Raw genomic sequence first — 20,193 nt, 5'->3', positions numbered from 1 at the left:
ACAGCGAAAATTAGCGCGCCGGGTTAATCTTCAGCCTTTACCGTGCATCCAGTACACCAGCTTGTCGGCCAGAAAATACAATAGTATGGCCGCCAATATCGCTGTCAGGCTAAAACCACTGAAAATAGCTAAGGCATTGGCCACCATTTGCTGTTCATTATCAACGTCGCCGCTATCCAGCAGGGCACCAATCAGACCAGCCAGTTTATTGGCCGCAGCTAAAAACAGATACCAGGCGCCCATCAGCAGCGATGCTACCCTAAGCGGTGCCAGCCGGCATACCAGCGCTAAGCCAATTGGCGACAGGCAAAGCTCGCCCAGGGTAAAAAACAGATAAGCGCACACCAGCCACCACAGGCTGGCTTTGCTATCACCGCCAAGATGCGCGCTGTATTGCAAACTGGCGCCAACCATAAATAAAAAGCCGATACCCAGTAGCAGTAGCCCCAGGGCAAACTTAAGTGGCGAATTCGGCTCGCGTTTACCCAGCTTTATCCACAACACGGCCAGCAGTGGCGCAAAAATGAGAATAAACAGCGGGTTAAGTGACTGAAAGTAAGTGGGGTTAATTTGCCAGCTGCCGATGTTGCGTTCGGTAAAGCGATCGGCATAGATATTCATCAGGCCGCCGGCCTGTTCAAAGCCGGCCCAGAAAATAATGGTAAAAAGTCCCATGATCAGTAATACCTTTAGCCGGTCAATTTCTGCTTTAGTTAGCGTGGTGGGCAGCTGGGGTTGCAAGCGCCGGGCTTTGCGCGCTGCTGGCTCGGTACCGATATTGCCCAGCAAGCGCTTGGCCAGGCTAAGTTGCAGCAGCAGTGCCAGCAGCATGCCGATACCGGCTAGCAAAAAGCCGGCCTGATAGTTGCGCACCAGCTGGCCATCTTGCTGATAACCAAAGGCATCAATGGTTATGCCAACCGCAATACCGGCCAAAAACATACCGGCATTAATGCCCAGATAAAATATCGTGAAGGCGCTGTCGCGGCGTTTATCATTAGCGCTGTACAAATCACCGACCATGGTAGAAATATTTGGCTTAAATAAGCCATTACCCAGCACCAACAAAGCCAGGCCGCTGTAAAAAGCCGGCAACGGCGAGGCAAACCAGCTATGCGGTAGCGCCAGACAAAATTGGCCCAATGCCATCAGTACAGCGCCGGCCAGTATTGCATTGCGCTGCCCCAGCCAGTTATCGGCCAGCCAGCCGCCGATTAGCGGCGTCACATACACCAGCATGGTAAAAGTGCCATACAGTTGCAGCGCACTGGCATGATCCCAGCCCAGGCCGCCGCCCTGCGCCTGCAGCTGATCGACCAGATACAGCACCAGCAAAGCACGCATAGCGTAATAAGAAAAACGCTCCCACATTTCGGTACTAAACAGTAAAAATAAGCCTTTGGGATGACCAAAGCAGTCAGTTGAGTTTTTTTGCATGATAACAACGTCCGGATAAATCAATTAGATGATGGACAAGGCGGGACCAGCTATTGCAGCTGTCCCGCCTATAATCAGAGATATCAGCGCTGTGATTAGAACTGGTAGCGCACGACTAACGACACGGTGCGGTTACTTTGCAGACCGGTGGCGGTATTCCAATCCGGATTGGCAGCAAAGCTGTTATCGGTTTGCGTGATTTGCGCCACCTGATTTACGCTGAGCGGTGTGTCAAAGTTAAACAGATTAAACACCGTGGCTTTAACCGAGAAATCACCGTCAGCCAACTGCCGCTGGTAGGTTAGGCTCAGGTCAAACTCGTACAACCAGTCAAGCCGGCCGGCAGAGCCGCGCGGTGCTGGCGTGCCGTCCCAGTCGTAGAATGAGCTTTCATCGTACCACTGGCTGGCACACCAATCGGCCCACAAGCTGGGCTCGGCACAGGTGTCGACTCCGGTGGGGTGAATACTGAACTTGTTCAGCGGCGCACCTGAGGTAGCACGGGCAACAAAGCCCAGCGCCCAGTTGTCGCTGATGTCATATACACCACTGAGTTTAAAGGCATGGCGATGATCATTGGGCAGGTTGCCAGCGGCATGGTCCATTAAGTCGGCGTAGTCGTATGAGGTGGTCCAACCCGGATCGGCCTGGCCATTATCGGTACGCACCAGCCCCTCCGTCATACCCCAGTTATGCGACCAGACGTAAGAGAACCACAGCTGCAAGTTGTCAGTCGGTTTACCATCCAGGGTAAACTCCCAGGCCAGATATTTACGCTCGGGTTTGGGCAGGCGTAAATCTGCTGCAGACAAAGCTACTGTTTCTTTTACGCCATCTAAATCAAAATCGTAGTGAAAAGTAACGTCGTTACCCGGATTAATCAGCGTGTAGAAGTAGTATTCGTTGGCATTGTTGGCAATATTATTTTGCTCCAGCCACTGTGCTACTACCGGGCCTAAGTCGCTGTCTTCTATTGATTGCTTAAGGTTACGATAGACAAAGCGTATACCGCCTTTGACGCTATCATTCAGCTGGGTTTCATAGCCCAGGGTAAACTCGTCAGAATACATCGGCCCCAGGTTGTCGGCAGCAATGCGCTCAACATCTACCGCACCGCTTTGTACTACGTTGGTGGCTACCAGCGCACCGTGGCTGGGTGCGCCATCTGCACCTAACACCAGGCTGCCATCGCTGTTTAACTGATCCGGCAGATAGTAGTTGTACACATCACGCTGACCACTGGCTTGCTTAATATTCATATTAGCCGACACCGGCTGGAAATAGCGGCCAAAAGTAGCAAACACTTTGCTGTCACCATTGCCGCTTGGATCCCAGATCAGCTGCGCTCTGGGCGCTAACTGGTCATCCAGCTCAACGTAGGTTTGACCGGTGGTGGCAGTGTTTTCAAAGCTGCTATAACGCAGGCCGGCGTTTAACACCAGATTGTCGTTAATTTGCCAGCTGTCCTGCAGATAAAACGCCAGTGAATTGACTTCGGTTTTGCCGCCGGTATCGCGTTGACGCCGCATAACATAAGTGCCGGCATCCAGGTCAATACGTGGTATCGCCACATAAGTACGATATTCCCACCAGCCACGTGCTTCGGCTTCACCGTTTTGAAATTCAAGGTAATCGACGCTAAGGTTTTCACTGTCCAGACCAAATTGCAGTGTGTGATCTGAGAACAGGTAAGTGAAGTCGAGGCGGAATTGATCGCGCTGGTAGCTCTCGCTGATCAAATTGCTGGTGGTCCAGTTACCATAGCGCTGACCATTCAGATTAACGTAATCCCAAATACCGGGCAGACGGTTGGTTGGAATGGTTTCTGCTGAGTCTTCCAGTCGGCCCAGGGTGGCAGATACCGAGAAATCGTCAGTTATAAAGCCCTGGTAGCGGGCTGAGTACATAGTACCGCCGGTGGTACTTTTGGTGACACCGCGGGCATTGCCTTTGCCCTGTTGTTGATCCCAAGCAAAGCTGTCGTAACGTAAATCGGCGCTGTTATCCAAAGCGGTAAAAGTTACCACATGGTCATCGCTGATGTACCAGTCCATATTAACAAACCAGCGTGTATCCTCTTTTTCATATTCGGTAAACTGGGTGGCTGCACTGTTCGCATACTGCGACTGATATTTGCGCGGGTTAAACAGGGCATAAACAAACAGTTTATCCTCTACCAGTGCGCCACTGGCCCAAACATTAGCCTCATAGAATTCGGCTTCAGAGTCTTTGTTATTAATAGAGATACTGCCGCCGGGGTTATACACCGTGCCGTGGGCTGAATGCAGCGCGGCTGGATCATAACGCAGCTCGGCGCCAAAGCGGCTGTCGTTACCGCCGGTTTTCGATACTGCATTGACCACGCCACCAATAAAGCGGTCATACTCGGCGGAGATGCCACCGGTTTTTACCTGGGTTTGCGCTATGGCCTCCCATGGCAAGTCAATAGAGCCGATACCGGTGCGCAGGGCGCTGATATTCATGCCATTTAAAAAGTAGCCATTTTCCGCAGCCGAAGCCCCGCCGAAGCTGGATGCCTTAAATTCAGAGCTGCGCGCCACCCCCGGGGTTAGCAGTGCAATATTTTCAAAGCCGGTGTTAACTGGCATCTGATCCAGCGTCACGGCATCAAAGGTCAGACCGGCGGTAGAATCGCTTACGTCAATGCGCTGTGCGCGTGAGCCCAATACGGCAATTTTTTCAATACTGTCGGTATTACCCAGTACTGGCGCGTAAACCAGCGCCTGGCCCAGGCTAATAGTAATGCGCTCGCCGTCAATTACTGGTTTACCCGCATGGCTTACGCTAACGCTGTATTCGCCCACCGGCAGTGCGCGCAGCACGTACTCGCCTTTGCTATTGGTTTGCACCGTGCGGCTAAAACCTTGCTGCACATGCCGCAGGGTAATAATGACATCGGCAAGCTGGTTGCCGTTTTGCGCACTTATCGTGCCTTTTAGTAAACCGGTGGTGTTGTCTTGTGCCTGTAGCGGGCTGGCAGACAGTGCCAGTGCCATCGCTACGGCCAGCACCGAGGGCGAGATGTTTCTTGCTGTGTTAAGTTTCATCGCTGTTGCTTCCTGTATATTGTATATTTTAATTATGGTTAAAAGTTTTTGCCTACAGCTGCAAAAATTCCACGCTAAATGGCGGAAAAAAATTCAGAAGCGATTGATCCGAAACGGGGTCAGATCAAGCGCTGGTGTTTGTTTCAACAGACAACTGGTTAGCAGCTCGGCGCTGAATGCGGCCTGGGTTAATCCCAGATGCTGATGGCCAAAGTTGTAATAGATGCCGGTATGGCGTGGGCAAGAGCCCAGCACCGGCAACGAGTCGGGTAGTGATGGCCGGTTACCGGCCCAGACGGTATGGTTAGCAAACACGTGCTCTGCAGCCTCTGCCTCTGGCCTAACAGCGGCGGTGCGCTGGCGCAGTAACTGATCGGCATGTTGCTGAAGTACAATGGCGCGCTGATAATCGGGTTTAGCCTGCAAACCGGCAAATTCTGCGGTACCGGCCACACGCAGGCCGTGCTGCATCGGTGTCATTATGCACTTACGCTCTAGCGAGCTAACCGGCCGGCTAAGGTCTGCAGCTTGTAGCATCAGGTGATAGCCGCGTTCTGCTTCCAGCGGCACCGGCCAGCCTAATTGCCGCGTAAGTTGTGCTGAGTGCGCGCCGGCAGCAATGATGACCTGCTCAGCGTTGATGTCGCCATGGCTACAGATAAGCCGATGCCGTTTTGGTGTTGGTATTATCTGACGTACGTCAGTGCGCATATAGCGGCCACCCAGCTGACAAAACTGCTGATAAAGTTGCTGACACAGCGCCAGTGGGTCGCAGCTGTGCGCCACTTCAGTAAAATCCAGCGCGGCAGTAAGCTTGGCACTCAGCGCTGGCTCCAGTTGCAGTAATTCATTTTGCTTGCACCAGCGCACGTCAATACCGGCGTCACGATAAGCCTGATACTGCTGTTGCAAAGCGGTTAAGTCGCTGCGCTCTGTTACCAGCAGCGCACCGCGATATTGGATCTGTTGGCTAAGCTGACAGCTATGCAGCAGCTTTTGCCAGCTGGCCAGGCTGGCATGGTTTAAACCGCTTAGTGCCTGCTGATTTGCATTGCGCTTGTCCTTACGCATATTGGCGACAAAACGGGCAAACCAGGGTAGCGCCTGCAGCAAGTAGCCGCTGCGAATGCGCAAAGGCCCCAGCGGATTTAATAGCATGGCTGGCAGTTGGCGAAGCAGCGCCGGCTGCGCCAGCGGGAATACCTGTTCTGTGGCGAAATGGCCAGCATTGCCAGCAGAGCAACCGCTACCAACGGCGTTGGCATCGAGCAACAGCACGTCAAATCCGGCTTGCTGCAAAAATAATGCGTTGCAAAGTCCCACTATACCGCCACCGATAATACAAAGCTGTTGCACAGTTAAATTCCAAAATCACTTGATAATGTAGATTGTATACAATATTCTTTATCCAACATCAATGATAGAGGTTAAAAAAAATGCAACTAAACTGGCAAGGGGTTTATCCGGCAATCTCCACCCAATTTCAGCAAGATGGCAGTATTAACTATGCGGCAAACGCCCGTATGCTGGAGCAATTAATAGCCGACGGTATCGACGGCATTATTGCGCTGGGTACCGTGGGTGAAAATGCCTCACTTACCAGCACGGAGAAGCGCGAGTTTCTGCAACAAACGGTAAAGACGGTGGCCGGGCGCATTCCGGTAATTGCCGGTTGCACCGAGCACAGTGCGGGCCAGGCAATCGACTATATTAAAGCCGCTGAGCAAATTGGTGTAGATGGCATTATGCTGCTGCCGGCAGTGGTGTATCGCGGCACAGACCGTGAAGTGCTGGTGCACTATCAAACCGTGGCGCGGGCGACGAAATTGCCGATTATGCTGTACAACAATCCGGTCAGCTATGGTGTGGATATTAACCTTGAGATGACAACGATTTTGGCAGAAGAGCCGAATATCGTCGCCATTAAAGAATCTACTACCGATACCCGGCGTATCACCGAGCTGCAGAGCCGTTTTGGTGAGCGTTTCCAGATTTTTTGCGGTGTGGATGATATTGCGCTGGAGTCCATATTACTGGGCGCCACCGGCTGGATCTCCGGTTTAACCAATGTGTTTCCACGCGAGTCGGTGATGCTGTTTAAGTTAGCCCGGGCCGGGCGCATCAGCGAAGCGCGCGAGCTATACCGCTGGTTTATGCCGCTATTACGCCTTGATACCATTCCAACTTTAGTGCAGTGCATCAAGCTGGCAGAGCAACTGCTGGAGCGTGGCAGTGAGCATGTGCGTTTGCCGCGGTTGGCACTAGAAGGCGCAGAGCGTGCTTATGTTGAGCAGGTGGTAACACAGGCGCTGCGTACCCGACCCGACCTGGCCAAATATCACGCTGTGCTGGCGCAATAACAAAGCGGGGAAGCGGTGTGTTAAAAGGAACCTATTTTTGTATCGATGCCCATACCTGTGGTAATCCGGTGCGGCTGGTAACCAGCGGCCATCCGGTATTGCGCGGGGACAGCATGAGCGAAAAACGGCTGGATTTTCTCGCCAATCATGACTGGATCCGCAAAGGCCTGATGTTTGAGCCACGCGGCCACGCCATGATGTCGGGGGCATTTTTGTATCCGCCTTGCTCTGACAATGCTGATGCCTCGGTGCTGTTTATCGAAACCAGTGGCTGCTTGCCAATGTGCGGTCATGGCACTATCGGTACTGTTACTGCGGCAATTGAAAGCGGTTTATTAACCCCAAAAACTCCGGGTGAACTAACGCTGGACGTACCGGCCGGGCAAATTCGCGTTAGTTATAAACAGCAGGGCGACAAAGTGCTGGCGGTAAAGCTTATCAATGTGCCGTCTTATCTGGCTATCGCCGACGCCTGCGTTAGTGTGCCCGGCCTGGGCGAGCTGATTATCGATGTCGCTTATGGCGGTAATTTTTACGCCATTGTCGAGCCTCAAGCCAATTTCCCGGGGTTAGAGCACTGGAGTGCAGATAAGGTGCTGCATTTTAGCCCACTGCTGCGCGAGGCAATTAATAACGCTTATCAGTGTCAGCATCCTTTGGATAACAGTATTAGCGGCATTAGCCATGTGCTGTGGACCGGCACACCAAAAACGCCGGGCTCTGATGGTGCCAACGCGGTGTTTTATGGTGACGGCGCTATTGACCGCTCGCCATGCGGCACCGGCACCAGCGCCCGTATGGCGCAGCGTTTTACCCGTGGTTTATTAAAGCAGGGTGAGCGTTTTGTGCACGAGAGCATTATTGGCAGCCAGTTTAGCGGTGTGGTGGAGGCGGTAACAGAGGTAGCGGGGTGCACAGCAATAATACCGTCGATTGAAGGCTGGGCCCATGTTTACGGTTCTAACCAGATCCGCATCGACGATGCCGATCCCTACGCTGAAGGTTTTCTGGTGAGGTAATTATGATTACAGGTCAACATTATATCGGCGGTCACTGGTGTGGTCAGCCGGAAGCAAGCAACACATCTTTTAATCCGGCGCAAAACGCGGCGCTGCCCTGGTGCTTTGCCGAAGCCGGTGAAGCCGAACTACATAGTTTAACAGAGCAAGCCACCGCAGCCTTTGCGCTTTATCGCTATGTAACGGCCGCCGCCAGAGCCGGTTTTCTTGATGCAATTGCCACTGAGTTGGAGCAGCGCCAGGCTGAGATTGTCAGCACTATGGTGCAGGAGACTGCATTAGCACCAGCCAGAGCACAAAGTGAGCTGGGCCGCACCTGCAACCAGTTACGCCTGTTCGCTACTGAGCTGCGTGCGCCCGCCAACGATTGCAGCCTGCCGGCGTTGCCAGAGCGCCAACCGTTACCCAGGCCAGCACTGCGGCTTGGCAAAGTGCCGCTGGGGCCGGTGCTGGTATTTGCTGCCAGTAACTTTCCGCTGGCATTTTCGGTGGCAGGCGGCGACACCGCCTCGGCACTGGCCGCCGGTTGTCCGGTAATTGTTAAAGCACATAATGCCCATCCGGCCACATCTGAGCTGGCGGCACAAGCCATAGCCTCTGCAGCCGATAAAACGGCGATGCCAGCTGGGGTGTTTAGCCTGGTGCATGCCCGCCAGCATGCATTTTCAGAGGCACTGCTGCGCCATCCGGCGATTAAAGCGGTAGCCTTTACCGGCTCTGAGCAGCTGGGCATGCATTTTCAGCGCTTGATTTGGCAACGGCCACAGCCAATACCGTTTTTTGGTGAGCTTGGCTCGCAAAACCCGTTGTTTGTTACGCCAGATTATCTGGCGCAGCACAGTGAACACTTTGCTACGCAATTGGCGCAGTCGGTGCTTAACGGCTGTGGTCAGTTTTGCACCCGGCCGGCGCTGGTATTTGTGCCTAAGGGGGCCGCGGTGTTGCAGTCCCAGCTTAAGCTGCACTTTGGCCAGGCGCAGGCGGGCGCCATGTTAACGGCGAAAATTGCCAAGCACTACCGCGACGGCTGTCAGGCATTACGGCAATGCGCAGCTGTGGCCTTGCTGGCTGAGGGACAAGGTGAAGAAAGCGCCTGCTATACCCGGCCGCGACTTTTTGCGACGACTGCTAATGCGTTTTTACAACATGGCATCTTGCAGCAGGAAATTTTTGGCCCGGCCACAGTATTGATTGAATATGCTGATACTACGCAACTGCAGATGCTGGCCACCACCTTGCAAGGGCAGTTAACCGCAACCCTGTATGCGACAGAGCAAGAGTTGGCTAAGATGCAGGCATTATTGCAAGAGCTGGAAGTGCACTGCGGCCGGTTAATTTATGCCCAAATGCCAACGGGCGTAGAAGTGTGTGCCGCTATGCAGCATGGCGGGCCCTTTCCGGCGGCTACCGACAGCCGTTATACTGCGGTAGGCAGCCGGGCAGTAGATCGCTTCTTACGGCCATTGTGTTACCAGAACTTCCCCAATTTAAATGGAGATAAAGCATGAGCAAGCAAATTGGTGGCGCAAGCGCTGCAGACGCATTAGCCCGGCTAAGCGATATGACCGCTGGCGTTGTGCCAATCACGGCGGATGAGTTTTCTCAGCGTCAGGCTAATGCTTGTCAGCTAATGCAGCAGCAACAGGTGGATGCCATGCTGTTAACCGCCGGTACAAATTTATACTATTTTACCGGTTTACACTGGTATGCCAGTGAGCGGCTGGTAGCGGCCTTGCTGCTGGCCGATGGCAGCCTGCATTATGTTATTCCTGAATTTGAGCGCGGCACCATAGCGCCCTTACTGCTGCTACCCGGCGAGCTGCATGGCTGGCAAGAGCACGAAAGCCCGTATCAGTTATGTGTGCAGTTGCTGCAAGGTAAAACGGTATTGGCACTGGATGAAAGTGCGGCGTTTTTCATCGCCGATGGCTTAAAAACTGCTAACCCTGCTCTGCAGCTTACCAATGCTGCGGGTATTAGCGCACCTTGCCGGCGGCTTAAATCTGCGGCCGAGCTGGCCATTATGCAGCGGGCGATGGACATGACCCTGGCGGTGCATAAAGCGACAGCCAGCATGTTATATAGCGGCATTACCGTGGCTGAAGTTGAAGCCTTTATTGATTCGGCACACCGTAAAGTGGGGGCTGCAGAGGGCAGTTACTTCGTTATCGTGTTATTTGGCGGCGATACCGCTTTCCCGCATGGTGTGGCTAAGCCTAAGGCACTGGCTGACGGTGACATGGTGTTAATTGATACCGGTTGCCGCCTGCACGGCTATCTGTCTGATATTACCCGCAGTTATGTGTTTGGCACGCCAAGCGCGCGGCAGCGTGAGGTATGGCAGCACGAGAAAACTGCCCAGGCGGCGGCCTTTGCTGCAGCACAATTGGGGGTGGCTTGTCAGGAAGTTGACCGGGCCGCACGGGCTTATCTTACGCAGCAGGGTTATGGCCCGGGCTATCAGTTGCCGGGCCTGCCACATCGCACCGGCCATGGTATTGGCCTGGATATTCACGAATGGCCCTATCTGGTCGAGGGTAACCAACTGCCGCTGGCAGAAGGTATGTGCTTTAGCAATGAGCCGATGCTGGTGCTACCAGGCGAATTTGGCGTGCGCCTGGAGGACCATTTTTATATGACTGAGCAAGGCCCGCGCTGGTTTACTGAGCCGGCACGAGCTGTAGATCAGCCGTTTAGCTAAGCCAGGTTAAGGGAACTTTAGCAGCTATTACTATCTCCTAAAATTAAGTTAACGTTTTGTTGGCCGATAACAGTACATAACACTATGTACCATTGCAGGAGAAACGGATGGATGCTTTTATGCCCTTTGTACAGCGCGTACCTGGCACGCCGGTTGAGCCTGATCCCAAGCAGGTGGTGCCGGTGTTTAAAGATGCGCGCTTAAGTCCAATTAAGCCAAACGAGCAAAAGTATCTTATTTTAACCCGACAGGCACGCAAACGTGATGCACAGCAGGAAGAGTATCCCGATGCGCCTTACACCACGCCAGAAGAAGAGCAACACGTGGATAAAGATGGCCATCTGGATATTTTTGTCTGAATTTACCCGCTAATAAGGCATAATAGCCGTCTTGTATTGTTATCGGTTTCTGCTGTGTTTTTGATCTATCTCCCTAATTCGAGCCGTTATGCGTAAGCAGGTTGTCAGCGCCTTTGCCCCAGGCGGCGCGCTTGCGTCGCACATTGCCGGCTTTAACGCCCGCGACGCCCAGCTTGAAATGGCGCTGGCAGTAGCTGAGATTATTGAAACACCGGGCGCTCTGGTAGTAGAAGCCGGCACCGGTACTGGTAAAACTTACGCTTATTTAGTGCCAGCGCTGCTTAGCGGCAAAAAAGTGGTGTTGTCTACCGGTACAAAAAACCTGCAGGAACAGCTGTATTTTCGTGATTTGCCCAAAGTCGTCAAAGCGTTGGCCAGCCCGTTGCAGCTGGCGCTGCTTAAAGGCCGCAGTAATTATTTGTGTTTATTCCGCTTAGAGCAGCATTACAACCATGTGCCAATGCAGGATGAGCAGCTTATCCAGGATTTAAGCCTGATCAAAAAATGGTCGGCCGAAACGCAAAGCGGTGATATCGGCGAGCTAAGTTATATCGCCGAGGACTCCAAAGCACTGCCCTATGTTACCAGCACCACCGACAACTGCCTGGGAAAAGACTGCCCGGTGTATGAAGATTGCCACTTATTAAAAGCGCGCAAAAAAGCCCAGGCAGCTGATCTGGTGGTGGTTAACCATCACTTATTCTTTGCCGATTTAGCGTTAAAAGACACCGGCTTTGGCGAGTTGTTGCCGCAAATGGATGTGATTATCTTCGATGAAGCGCATCAGTTGCCGGATATTGCCAGTGATTACTTTGGCGAAAATGTCTCCAGCCGGCTGCTGCTCGATTTATGCCGTGATATCGACACCGCCTGTAAAACCGAACTGCGTGATCACCCGCAATTAGCTAAAACCGCCGACAAAGTGGCGCTGCTAATTAAAGACTGGCGCCTGCAGTTTGGCACCGAACCGGCAAAAGGTAACTGGCGCGAGGCTTACCAGAAACCTGAGATGCAAACCGCGTTAAACCGCGTTGGCGAAGCGATAGATATGCTGTATCTGGTGATGAAAAACAGCCTTGGTCGCAGTGATTTAATTGACAACGCCTTTGAGCGTTTGGCCCTGTGTAAAACCCGCTTAGCAAAGCTAACCGATATGCAGCAAAGCGGTGTTAGTCTTTGGTTTGAAACCACCCGCCTGCACGTTAGCCTGCACTTAACCCCGCTGAGTATCGCCGACAAGTTCCGTGATATTGTCGCCACAGATGAGCGCAGCTGGGTATTTACCTCGGCTACCTTGTCGGTAAATCATGGCTTTAGCCATTACACCGCGCAGATGGGGCTTAACGAGGCCAAAACGCTGTTGCTGGAAAGCCCGTTTAATTATTCCGAGCAAGCGCTGTTGTGCGTACCGCGCTATCTTAGCGAACCGCACGAGCAGGGCATGGCAAAACAGCTACTGCAAATTGCGGTGCGCTTGATAGAAGCCAATAACGGCCGCTGCTTTTTCTTATTTACCAGCCATCGCATGCTGCAACTGGTAGCAAGGCAGTTGCCGGATCTGATCCGCCAGCCAGTGCTGGTGCAGGGCAGTATTGGTAAGCGGTTGCTGCTGGATCAGTTTGTTAAGCTGGATAATGCCGTGCTGCTGGGTACCGGCAGTTTTTGGGAAGGCGTCGATGTGCGTGGCGATACGCTAAGCTGTGTCATTATCGACAAACTGCCGTTTGCCTCGCCGGATGAGCCCTTACTGCAAGCCCGCAGTGAAGACTGCGTTATGCGCGGCCAGGACCCTTTTGCTCAGGTGCAGTTACCGCAAGCGGTCATTACGCTAAAACAGGGTGTAGGCCGGTTAATTCGCGATGTTACCGATCGCGGTGTAATGGTAATTTGCGACAACCGTTTGGTTACCAAACCTTATGGTGAAGTTTTTTTAACCAGCTTACCGCCAATGCGCCGCACCCGCTCGCTGGATGAAGCGGTAAACTTTTTACAACAGATGAAACAGGACAACTAAGTTGAACAACGCCTCAATAAAACTACTTGCCCTTGATACCTCAACCGAAGCCTGCTCGGTAGCGCTGCAATACGGCAGTGAAGTGCTAACGTTAGATGAAGTTTGCCCGCAGCAGCATAGCAAACGTATATTGCCGATGGTGCAGCAGTTGTTACGTCAGGCCGGTATCAGCCTTAATCAGCTTGACGGTATTGTGTTTGGCCGTGGCCCCGGCAGTTTTACCGGTGTGCGCATTGGCGTTGGTGTTACCCAGGGGCTGGCGTTTGGCGCCGATGTGCCGGTACACGGTGTGTCAACACTAGCGGCGATGGCCCAGGCGGCGCAGCGTTTGTATGGTGCGAAGCAGGTAATTGCCGCAATAGATGCGCGGATGGCGGAAGTATATATCGGCAGTTTCAGCTTACAACAAGGCCTGATGCAGGCACTCAGCAACGAAGTTGCCATTAAACCGCAAGACATCAGTGACTTTGGCCTTAATGGCGAAGTACATGCTGTCGGCACTGGTTGGCAAACGTACGCTGAGGCCTTGTTAGCAAAACAGCCGGCCGTTATTGCCGCTGATATTTTATACCCGTCAGCGCAGGATATGCTGACGCTGGCGCTGCCGGCATTGAGCGCCGGCCAGTTTATCGCCGCCGAGCTGGCAGAGCCGGTGTATGTGCGCGATGATGTGACCTGGCAAAAACTGCCCGGCCGATAGCCTGCCTACTTGAAGCTGCAGCGGTGTTGGCTGCAATCGTGAACTGGAACGCCAGCCCGACCCAATCACATAGACAGCTATGCTCTTGGTGATTCACTCACTTGCCGCCTAGCTGCAACTTCAATTAGTTTGGCTATCCGAAGCATAAAATGCTTGGTTTGTTGCTGGCACTGGCTATAATTAGCGCAATGTCTGGATGAGCTCTGTACTATGACACTAAACATTAACGCCACCGCCAATGCTACCCAAAGCGTCAGTACCGTTTTTAACGGTGCTGAACCGCGCCGTGCGCCAGTGCGTAATGAAGCTGCAACAGAGCTGCCATCAGGCCGTGTTGTTCGGGCCAGTAATGAAGTAATTAACCGGCTGGATGATGAGCGTCGTCAACAAGCCAATTTTGGTTCTGCCACTGACCGGCGCAGCCAGCAAGCCATAGATGCCTACCAAAGCCAGGCTAATGAACAGCGTCGCAGCGAAGTGCAAGCTATGCTGGGTGTTGATATTTACGCCTGAATAAAACCAACTCTGTGTTTTTGTCGTAGTCTTAGTAATACTTACTTGTATTGAGACCGCTATGACTTCTTCTTGTTTAATTACCGGTGCCAGCTCTGGCATTGGCCGCGAGCTAGCGCTGCACTACGCTGCCAATGGCTGGACTGTGTATGCGGTAGCGCGCTCGGTCGACAAGCTTGATGAGCTGAGCAAACATGCCGGTATTCATGCTGTACCACTTGATCTGACTGACAACGCTGCGATACAGACGGTGGCTTCAGCTATGCAGGAGCAAGGCATAGTATTGGATCTGCTGCTGCTAAATGCCGGTACCTGTGAATATGTTGATGCGTATGATTTGGACTTAGCCGCCTTTGAACGCACCTTTGCTATTAATTTCCAGGCTGTGGTGGCAGCAACCAAATACTTTATGCCACTACTCAAAGCGTCTTTAGCACCCCAGCTGGCTATCGTCAGCTCTATGGCGCACTTTTTCCCGTTTACCCGCAGCCAGGCCTATGGCGCCAGTAAAGCCGCCGTCAGTTATTTTACCGATAGCTTGAGGGTAGATTTAGCCGGCACGGGTATTAGCGTACATTTAATTGAGCCGGGCTTTGTTGATACGCCTTTAACGCAAAAAAATGACTTTTCTATGCCGTTTTTAGTCTCGGTAGAGCAAGCTGCAGAACGTATTTACAGCGGTTTATTGCAAGGTAAAAGCCGTATTCGGTTTCCTCGGCGCTTAAGTGTGATGTTAAAGCTGTTATCCCTGCTACCGTACAATTTGCGCAACAGCGTAGCACAGCGGATGAAACAGCAATGAATGCGGGCAAGAGTTTTAACTGGCGGGCGTTAATTGGCTTTGAGCTGTGTTGGTTTGCATTGGTGTTATGGCAGCACTTTGCCTTATTGCCAGTAGCATTATATTGGTTGTACGGTTTTTCGCGACTGGCTAGATCTGAGCGTGTGGCGGTACTGCTTATTTTATTGCTCGGAATTGGCATAGATGCGTTACTGGTACAGCTAAAGGTGTTGCAATTTGCTGACAGTGCATTACTACCATTTTGGTTTTTAATGGTTTGGGCGGTATTTGCCTTAGCAGCAGTAGAGTTTATGGCTAAAGTGTTAACCAACCCCTGGTTGGCCGCGTTACTCGGTGCCAGCGGCGGGCCCTTATCCTATTGGGGAGGGGCGGCGTTAAGTGGCGGTGTATTACAGTTTCCATCGCCGGTGTTGTCGATAACAGTATTGATAATAATCTGGGCGATATTGGCGGTAGCCCTGGGCCAGGGCAGGAGGTTTTATGTTCAAGCGAGCTAGTATACTGGTTGCAGTCGTTATGGCGTTTCAACTGCATGCGACCCCTGAGCTGAAAACCGTTGGTGAAGGGGCGTACCGCTATTTATTTTGGCAACTGTATGATGCCCGTCTGGCGACGGTTGATGGCGTGTTCACTGATTACCGGCAAAATGCGCCTGTATTGCTGGAGTTAACTTACAAGCGCGATATAAGCAGGCAGCAGTTTATCGATGCCACGGTAGATGAGTGGCAAAAGTTGGGCCACAGCACAGCCGAGCAGCAACAGCTATGGGCGCTAAAGCTGCAAACGCTGTGGCAGGACGTGAAAGAAGGCGATAAGCTGGCAGCATTGTTACTGGACGATGGCAGGGTTCAGTTTTATTTTAATGGTGTTGAGACCGGTGTGCTGGATGACACTGCCTTTGGCGCGGCTTTCTTTGATATATGGTTGCACCCTGACACCAGTGCACCAAAATTGCGCCGCCAGTTAATAGCAGCGCAATAACAATTTACTTAGTTTGCTGAATATACTGCATCAGTTTTTTTGCGATATCGGTATTATCCTGAAAACCGGCAAAGGCTTTTGCGTCTTTACCATATGCCAACACCGCAACATCAATAGCGGTATGGCCGCCGGTAGTCCAGCCGGTGTAAGAGTATTTAGCCACCAACTGGTTTGACAGTTTACGCAGCTTAGTTTCATCTTGCTGCCGGGTCGCCAGTAAAGTTGCCTGCTCCTCCTCAGTTAAACTGATTGAGGTAAGTGTACGCCAGAGCGCCAGAGCCTCAGTGTCAGACTTGGCTTGCTGTAGCTGCTCGGCAATACTGCGGCCGGTGGCTTTTACCTTACGCACAACATCTGGCAACCACTGGTACTCGCCAGCTGCACCCAGTGACATACCACCGGTTTCATGATCAGCCGTAATAACCAACAGTGTATCCGGATGCTTATCGACATAGGCCTTGGCCACTGCAATGGCTTTGGCGAAATCGTCCATTTCAGCCATCGCGCAGGCGATATCGTTATCATGGCCACACCAATCAATCTGGCTGCCTTCTACCATTAACACAAAGCCCTTTTTTGCCGGCGTTAACAGTTGTAGCGCTTTTTCGGTTAGAGGTGCCAACATAGCATCAAAACCGCTGTTTAATTTAGCTGGCAAGGCGGTTTCAGCCAGCAACATCATCGCCGGCGCAGTGGTAATGCTGTCGAGTTGGGTGTAATCGTCGGTGTATTGATAACCCAGCTGCTTAAATTCATTCACTAAATTTCTATCTTCGCGCACAAAATATTTAGTGCCGCCGCCAATCATTACATCCGCTACGGGCTTGCCATCAATACGGTAATCCAGATACATATCGGCAATCTCATCGTAATTGCGCCGACTTTTGTTGTGCGCCAAAAAAGATGCCGGCGTAGCATGATTAATTTGAGAACTGGCAAGAATGCCGTTAGCTTTGCCAAGCTTTTTCGCCAACTGCATCATTGTGCCAATAGGAATATGCTGGCGGTTTACTGAGATAGCGCCATTGTAGCTTTTAAAACCAGTAGCCAGTGCGGTAGCGCCTGCGGCGGAGTCTGTAACATAGGTATCATCGTCCGGATAGGTACTGGCCATGCCCTGCCATAACGCATCAAAAATAGTATTTTCTACTTCAGACGTGGTTTTGTCGTCGTTAAAATAGCGGTAGGCCGACAAATACGCTGGCCCCATACCATCACCAATCATATAAATAATATTCTTTGGTGTCGCCAGCACAATGCCAGGCGTTAACAGCAACGACAGATACAGCATATGACGACGCATTAATGTTTACCTTAATAGAGCTTGATGTTATGAAATGCTAGTGTACTTTATACCAAGCTTATGACAAACCTAAGTCGACAAACAGCGGTTTTACCATGTTCAATGTTTTGCTTTGCTTTCGTCTCAAAGCACAGCTAAATTAACCGCAAAAGGAACTGAATCAAAACTGAACAATCGAAGTGTAATGTAGGTGTATAGTCGCGGCATCACGTCGGTTCTATGCGATATCAGCAATCAGTAAGGTTTAAAATATGTCTATTATAATTACAAAAAAGACAGCAGTATTTGCAATACTTTTCAGTGTGTTATCGCTTAGCGCTTTTTGTGACAGTGCCGTGGATAATGGCATGGTATTTCAACAACTGGCTGAAAATGAGCAGCGCAGTAGCGAGCATAGGGCACGCAATGTCTACCGTAATCCGGCAGAGACGCTACAGTTTTTCGGGCTTACCGAACATATGTCAGTGCTGGAAATATGGCCTGGTCATGGTTGGTATACCGAAATTCTGGCACCATTTTTAAAACAGCATGGGCAGCTGACATTGGCACAATTTCGCCACAATGATGGTTCATTAAAAAGTGATCGCAGTATTTTTTGGGCTAAAGTCAGTGAGCGGTTGGCGCAACGCATTGATGAAAATAGTGATTATTTTGGTACGCCACAGCTAGTTGAGCTCGACCCGCCAGCGTTTTATCCTGAGCTAACTGATCAGTTTGATATGGTACTAACCTTTCGCAATGCCCATATATGGGATGAAGATGGGCATTTATTTGCGACGTTGCACAGCATTTTTAAGGCATTAAAGCCCGGTGGCATCCTGGGTATGGTAGAGCACCGTGCTGCCAGGCTGTCTGATATCTCAAGTTCTGCCGTTGATGGCTATCTGGATGAGTCTTATGTTATTCAGGCGGCTGAATTGGCAGGATTCAGTTTGGTTGCAAGTAGTGAACTGAATGCCAACCCGGCCGACAGCAAAAACTATGCAAAGGGTGTGTATGCTTTACCGCCTACACTGGCAATGGGGCAAGTTAATAAAGCGCAGTATCTGGCTATTGGTGAAAGTGACCGCATGACATTAAAGTTTGTTAAACCAGCACAATAGAACCGCAATTGTGTTAACAAAGCAATTGTGGGATGATTGGCCGTTAGAGTAATAACTCCAATTAAACCGACAGCCTAATAAAACGCAACTTAAGATTGCGATAGCTTGGTTTTAATCCTATACAATAATAACCTTAGACAAGAGGAGAGGACGGTGGATAAAGTTTGGTTAAAACGTTACCCGTCAGGCGTACCTGCAGAAATTAATGCCGATCACTACCCGTCATTATTAGATATTTTCGAACAAAGCATTGCGCAATACCCAGATAAAACTGCCTTTATCAATATGGGCAAAAGCATCAGCTATACGGATTTGGATCAACAAAGCACAGCCTTTGCTGCTTATTTACAAACTAAACTCGGTTTGGTCAAAGGCGATGCGGTTGCCGTAATGATGCCTAACCTGTTGCAGTACCCCATTGTGATTATGGGCATATTGCGAGCGGGTTGTGTTGTGGTGAATGTTAACCCGTTATACACCCCGCGTGAGTTAGAACACCAGTTAAACGACTCCAAAGCTAAGGCCATTGTTATTGTTGAAAACTTTGCCCACACCTTAAATGCTATTCAAAGCAAAGTGCAGCTTGAGCATGTTATTTTAACCAAGATGGGTGACCGTTTAGGCTTGCTAAAAGGTGGCATTGTTAATTTTGTCGTTAAGCATATTAAAAAGCTGGTGCCTGCCCATAGCTTGAGCAAGTTTGTGCGGTTTAATCAGACGATAGATCAAGGTAGCCAATTGCAATACACCAAACCTGAGTTGAACGGGGCTGATATTGCATTTTTACAGTACACTGGTGGTACAACTGGCGTGTCAAAGGGAGCCATGTTAACTCACCGAAATATGGTAGCTAACCTGGAACAGGTTAGTGGTTGTCTGGATAGCTTTTTAAACAAAGGCGCCGAGAACGTCGTTACAGCGTTACCGCTGTATCATATCTTTGCTTTAACGGCTAATTTCTTTACCTTTTTTAAATACGGTGGTACCAATTTACTGATAACCAACCCGCGTGATATGCCCGGTTTTGTTAAAGAGTTATCGAAGTTTCCATTTACCGCCATTACAGGCGTAAATACCTTATTTAATGGCTTACTCAATACGCCAGGTTTTGCTGAGTTAGATTTTTCCAAGCTCAAGTTATCACTCGGAGGCGGTATGGCTGTACAGCGGCCCGTCGCCGAGCGCTGGCAGAAGATTACCGGTACCCGTTTGGTAGAGGGGTATGGTTTAACCGAGTGTTGTCCATTGGTGACAATAAGCCCTTATGATTTAAAAAGTTTTAACGGTAGCATCGGTTTGCCAGCGCCCTCAACCGATATTCGTTTAGTTGACGATGACGGCGTAGATGTTGCGCCGGGGGAGCCGGGTGAAATGCTGGTGCAGGGCCCACAAGTGATGTTGGGGTATTTAAACCGGCCGGAAGAAACCAGTAAAGTATTGAAAGATGGTTGGTTGTTCACCGGCGATATTGCTCGAATGGACGAAGAAGGCTTTTTCTATATTGTCGATCGGAAAAAAGACATGATTTTGGTGTCTGGCTTTAATGTTTACCCGAATGAAATAGAAGAAGTGGTTGCCATGAGTGAAAAAGTGCTGGAAGTGGCGGCTGTTGGTGTGGCTAATGACGCAACCGGTGAAGCGGTAAAAGTGTTTGTAGTGAAAAAAGACGCCAGCTTAACTGAGCAAGAAGTTATCCAGCATTGTCGGCAACATTTAACCGGCTATAAAGTACCAAAGCTGGTAGAATTCCGTACAGAGCTACCAAAAACTAATGTTGGTAAAATATTGCGCCGCGAATTGCGGGGTTAACACGCAATAGTAAATAAAACCGGC

General features: G+C 51.0%; 17 protein-coding genes. 13 read left to right on the top strand and 4 right to left on the bottom strand.

Features of this window, described 5'->3' with window-relative positions; translation table 11 throughout:
• Positions 1-30 precede the first annotated feature (30 nt).
• The 3 genes from I4W93_RS09985 to I4W93_RS09975 form a co-directional block, all read right to left on the bottom strand.
• The gene (locus I4W93_RS09985; RefSeq protein ID WP_205311066.1) at positions 31-1,437 is read right to left on the bottom strand and encodes a peptide MFS transporter; all 1,407 of its coding nucleotides are present in this window, start codon (positions 1,435-1,437) and stop codon (positions 31-33) included.
• A 95-nt stretch (positions 1,438-1,532) separates the two neighbouring features.
• Complete coding sequence (locus I4W93_RS09980; protein ID WP_205311067.1) at positions 1,533-4,505, bottom strand: TonB-dependent receptor; 2,973 nt, start codon at positions 4,503-4,505, stop codon at positions 1,533-1,535.
• A 93-nt stretch (positions 4,506-4,598) separates the two neighbouring features.
• Positions 4,599-5,861: an NAD(P)/FAD-dependent oxidoreductase gene (locus I4W93_RS09975; protein WP_205311068.1), complete on the bottom strand. Its 1,263-nt coding sequence runs from the start codon at positions 5,859-5,861 to the stop codon at positions 4,599-4,601.
• A gap of 80 nt (positions 5,862-5,941) precedes the next feature.
• On the opposite strand from I4W93_RS09975, the gene dapA reads away from it, so the two are divergent.
• The 11 genes from dapA to I4W93_RS09920 all read left to right on the top strand — a co-directional run bounded on the left by dapA (position 5,942) and on the right by I4W93_RS09920 (position 15,954).
• On the top strand, positions 5,942-6,865 hold the full coding sequence (dapA, locus tag I4W93_RS09970; protein WP_205311069.1) for a 4-hydroxy-tetrahydrodipicolinate synthase: 924 nt from the start codon (positions 5,942-5,944) through the stop codon (positions 6,863-6,865).
• 17 nt (positions 6,866-6,882) lie between these two features.
• A complete protein-coding gene (locus I4W93_RS09965) occupies positions 6,883-7,884 on the top strand; it encodes a 4-hydroxyproline epimerase (RefSeq protein ID WP_205311070.1) in 1,002 nt (333 codons plus the stop codon).
• Positions 7,885-7,886: 2 nt separating this feature from the next.
• Positions 7,887-9,392: an aldehyde dehydrogenase (NADP(+)) gene (locus I4W93_RS09960; RefSeq protein ID WP_205311071.1), complete on the top strand. Its 1,506-nt coding sequence runs from the start codon at positions 7,887-7,889 to the stop codon at positions 9,390-9,392.
• Positions 9,389-10,585, top strand: coding sequence for a M24 family metallopeptidase (locus I4W93_RS09955; protein WP_205311072.1), 1,197 nt, complete (start codon positions 9,389-9,391; stop codon positions 10,583-10,585). The genes I4W93_RS09960 and I4W93_RS09955 overlap by 4 nt, the downstream gene beginning before the upstream one ends.
• A gap of 107 nt (positions 10,586-10,692) precedes the next feature.
• Entirely contained in the window at positions 10,693-10,944 is a 252-nt protein-coding gene (locus I4W93_RS09950; RefSeq protein ID WP_205311073.1) for a hypothetical protein, read from the top strand.
• Positions 10,945-11,032: 88 nt separating this feature from the next.
• Positions 11,033-12,958, top strand: coding sequence for a DNA repair helicase YoaA (gene yoaA, locus I4W93_RS09945; protein WP_205311074.1), 1,926 nt, complete (start codon positions 11,033-11,035; stop codon positions 12,956-12,958).
• Position 12,959: 1 nt separating this feature from the next.
• Entirely contained in the window at positions 12,960-13,658 is a 699-nt protein-coding gene (tsaB, locus tag I4W93_RS09940) for a tRNA (adenosine(37)-N6)-threonylcarbamoyltransferase complex dimerization subunit type 1 TsaB (RefSeq protein WP_224673370.1), read from the top strand.
• Between the two features lie 210 nt (positions 13,659-13,868).
• Positions 13,869-14,171 (top strand): hypothetical protein, encoded by a 303-nt coding sequence (locus I4W93_RS09935; RefSeq protein WP_205311075.1) that lies wholly within the window; start codon positions 13,869-13,871, stop codon positions 14,169-14,171.
• Between the two features lie 61 nt (positions 14,172-14,232).
• Positions 14,233-14,973: an SDR family NAD(P)-dependent oxidoreductase gene (locus I4W93_RS09930; RefSeq protein WP_205311076.1), complete on the top strand. Its 741-nt coding sequence runs from the start codon at positions 14,233-14,235 to the stop codon at positions 14,971-14,973.
• Positions 14,970-15,470, top strand: a complete 501-nt coding sequence (locus I4W93_RS09925; protein ID WP_205311077.1) for a DUF2878 domain-containing protein — start codon at positions 14,970-14,972, stop codon at positions 15,468-15,470. Before I4W93_RS09930 ends, I4W93_RS09925 begins: the two co-directional genes overlap by 4 nt.
• Entirely contained in the window at positions 15,454-15,954 is a 501-nt protein-coding gene (locus I4W93_RS09920; protein ID WP_205311078.1) for a chalcone isomerase family protein, read from the top strand. Before I4W93_RS09925 ends, I4W93_RS09920 begins: the two co-directional genes overlap by 17 nt.
• Positions 15,955-15,958: 4 nt before the next feature.
• Here I4W93_RS09920 and I4W93_RS09915 read toward each other — a convergent pair whose 3' ends face one another.
• Positions 15,959-17,257 (bottom strand): alkaline phosphatase, encoded by a 1,299-nt coding sequence (locus tag I4W93_RS09915; RefSeq protein ID WP_205311079.1) that lies wholly within the window; start codon positions 17,255-17,257, stop codon positions 15,959-15,961.
• A 251-nt stretch (positions 17,258-17,508) separates the two neighbouring features.
• Here I4W93_RS09915 and I4W93_RS09910 point away from each other — a divergent pair, with 251 nt between their 5' ends.
• Positions 17,509-18,360, top strand: coding sequence for a class I SAM-dependent methyltransferase (locus I4W93_RS09910; protein ID WP_224673369.1), 852 nt, complete (start codon positions 17,509-17,511; stop codon positions 18,358-18,360).
• 153 nt (positions 18,361-18,513) lie between these two features.
• Entirely contained in the window at positions 18,514-20,169 is a 1,656-nt protein-coding gene (fadD, locus tag I4W93_RS09905) for a long-chain-fatty-acid--CoA ligase FadD (RefSeq protein WP_205311080.1), read from the top strand.
• Positions 20,170-20,193 lie beyond the last annotated feature (24 nt).

It is taken from the genome of Rheinheimera maricola, from assembly GCF_016918075.2.
Taxonomy (GTDB): Bacteria; Pseudomonadota; Gammaproteobacteria; order Enterobacterales; family Alteromonadaceae; genus Alishewanella; species Alishewanella maricola_A.
The sequence above is the reverse complement of the archived record's forward strand: the minus strand, read 5'-3'. Positions and strand labels throughout refer to the sequence as shown.

Bases quoted from the DNA above. Each gene is read 5' to 3' on its own strand.
- I4W93_RS09985 (WP_205311066.1), bottom strand. From the start codon at position 1,437: ATGCAAAAAAACTCAACTGACTGCTTTGGTCATCCCAAAGGCTTATTT.
- I4W93_RS09950 (WP_205311073.1), top strand. From the start codon at position 10,693: ATGGATGCTTTTATGCCCTTTGTACAGCGCGTACCTGGCACGCCGGTT.
- I4W93_RS09935 (WP_205311075.1), top strand. From the start codon at position 13,869: ATGACACTAAACATTAACGCCACCGCCAATGCTACCCAAAGCGTCAGT.
- I4W93_RS09910 (WP_224673369.1), top strand. From the start codon at position 17,509: ATGTCTATTATAATTACAAAAAAGACAGCAGTATTTGCAATACTTTTC.
- yoaA (WP_205311074.1), top strand. From the start codon at position 11,033: ATGCGTAAGCAGGTTGTCAGCGCCTTTGCCCCAGGCGGCGCGCTTGCG.
- dapA (WP_205311069.1), top strand. From the start codon at position 5,942: ATGCAACTAAACTGGCAAGGGGTTTATCCGGCAATCTCCACCCAATTT.
- I4W93_RS09980 (WP_205311067.1), bottom strand. From the start codon at position 4,505: ATGAAACTTAACACAGCAAGAAACATCTCGCCCTCGGTGCTGGCCGTA.
- I4W93_RS09920 (WP_205311078.1), top strand. From the start codon at position 15,454: ATGTTCAAGCGAGCTAGTATACTGGTTGCAGTCGTTATGGCGTTTCAA.
- I4W93_RS09960 (WP_205311071.1), top strand. From the start codon at position 7,887: ATGATTACAGGTCAACATTATATCGGCGGTCACTGGTGTGGTCAGCCG.
- I4W93_RS09955 (WP_205311072.1), top strand. From the start codon at position 9,389: ATGAGCAAGCAAATTGGTGGCGCAAGCGCTGCAGACGCATTAGCCCGG.
- I4W93_RS09925 (WP_205311077.1), top strand. From the start codon at position 14,970: ATGAATGCGGGCAAGAGTTTTAACTGGCGGGCGTTAATTGGCTTTGAG.
- I4W93_RS09930 (WP_205311076.1), top strand. From the start codon at position 14,233: ATGACTTCTTCTTGTTTAATTACCGGTGCCAGCTCTGGCATTGGCCGC.
- I4W93_RS09915 (WP_205311079.1), bottom strand. From the start codon at position 17,257: ATGCGTCGTCATATGCTGTATCTGTCGTTGCTGTTAACGCCTGGCATT.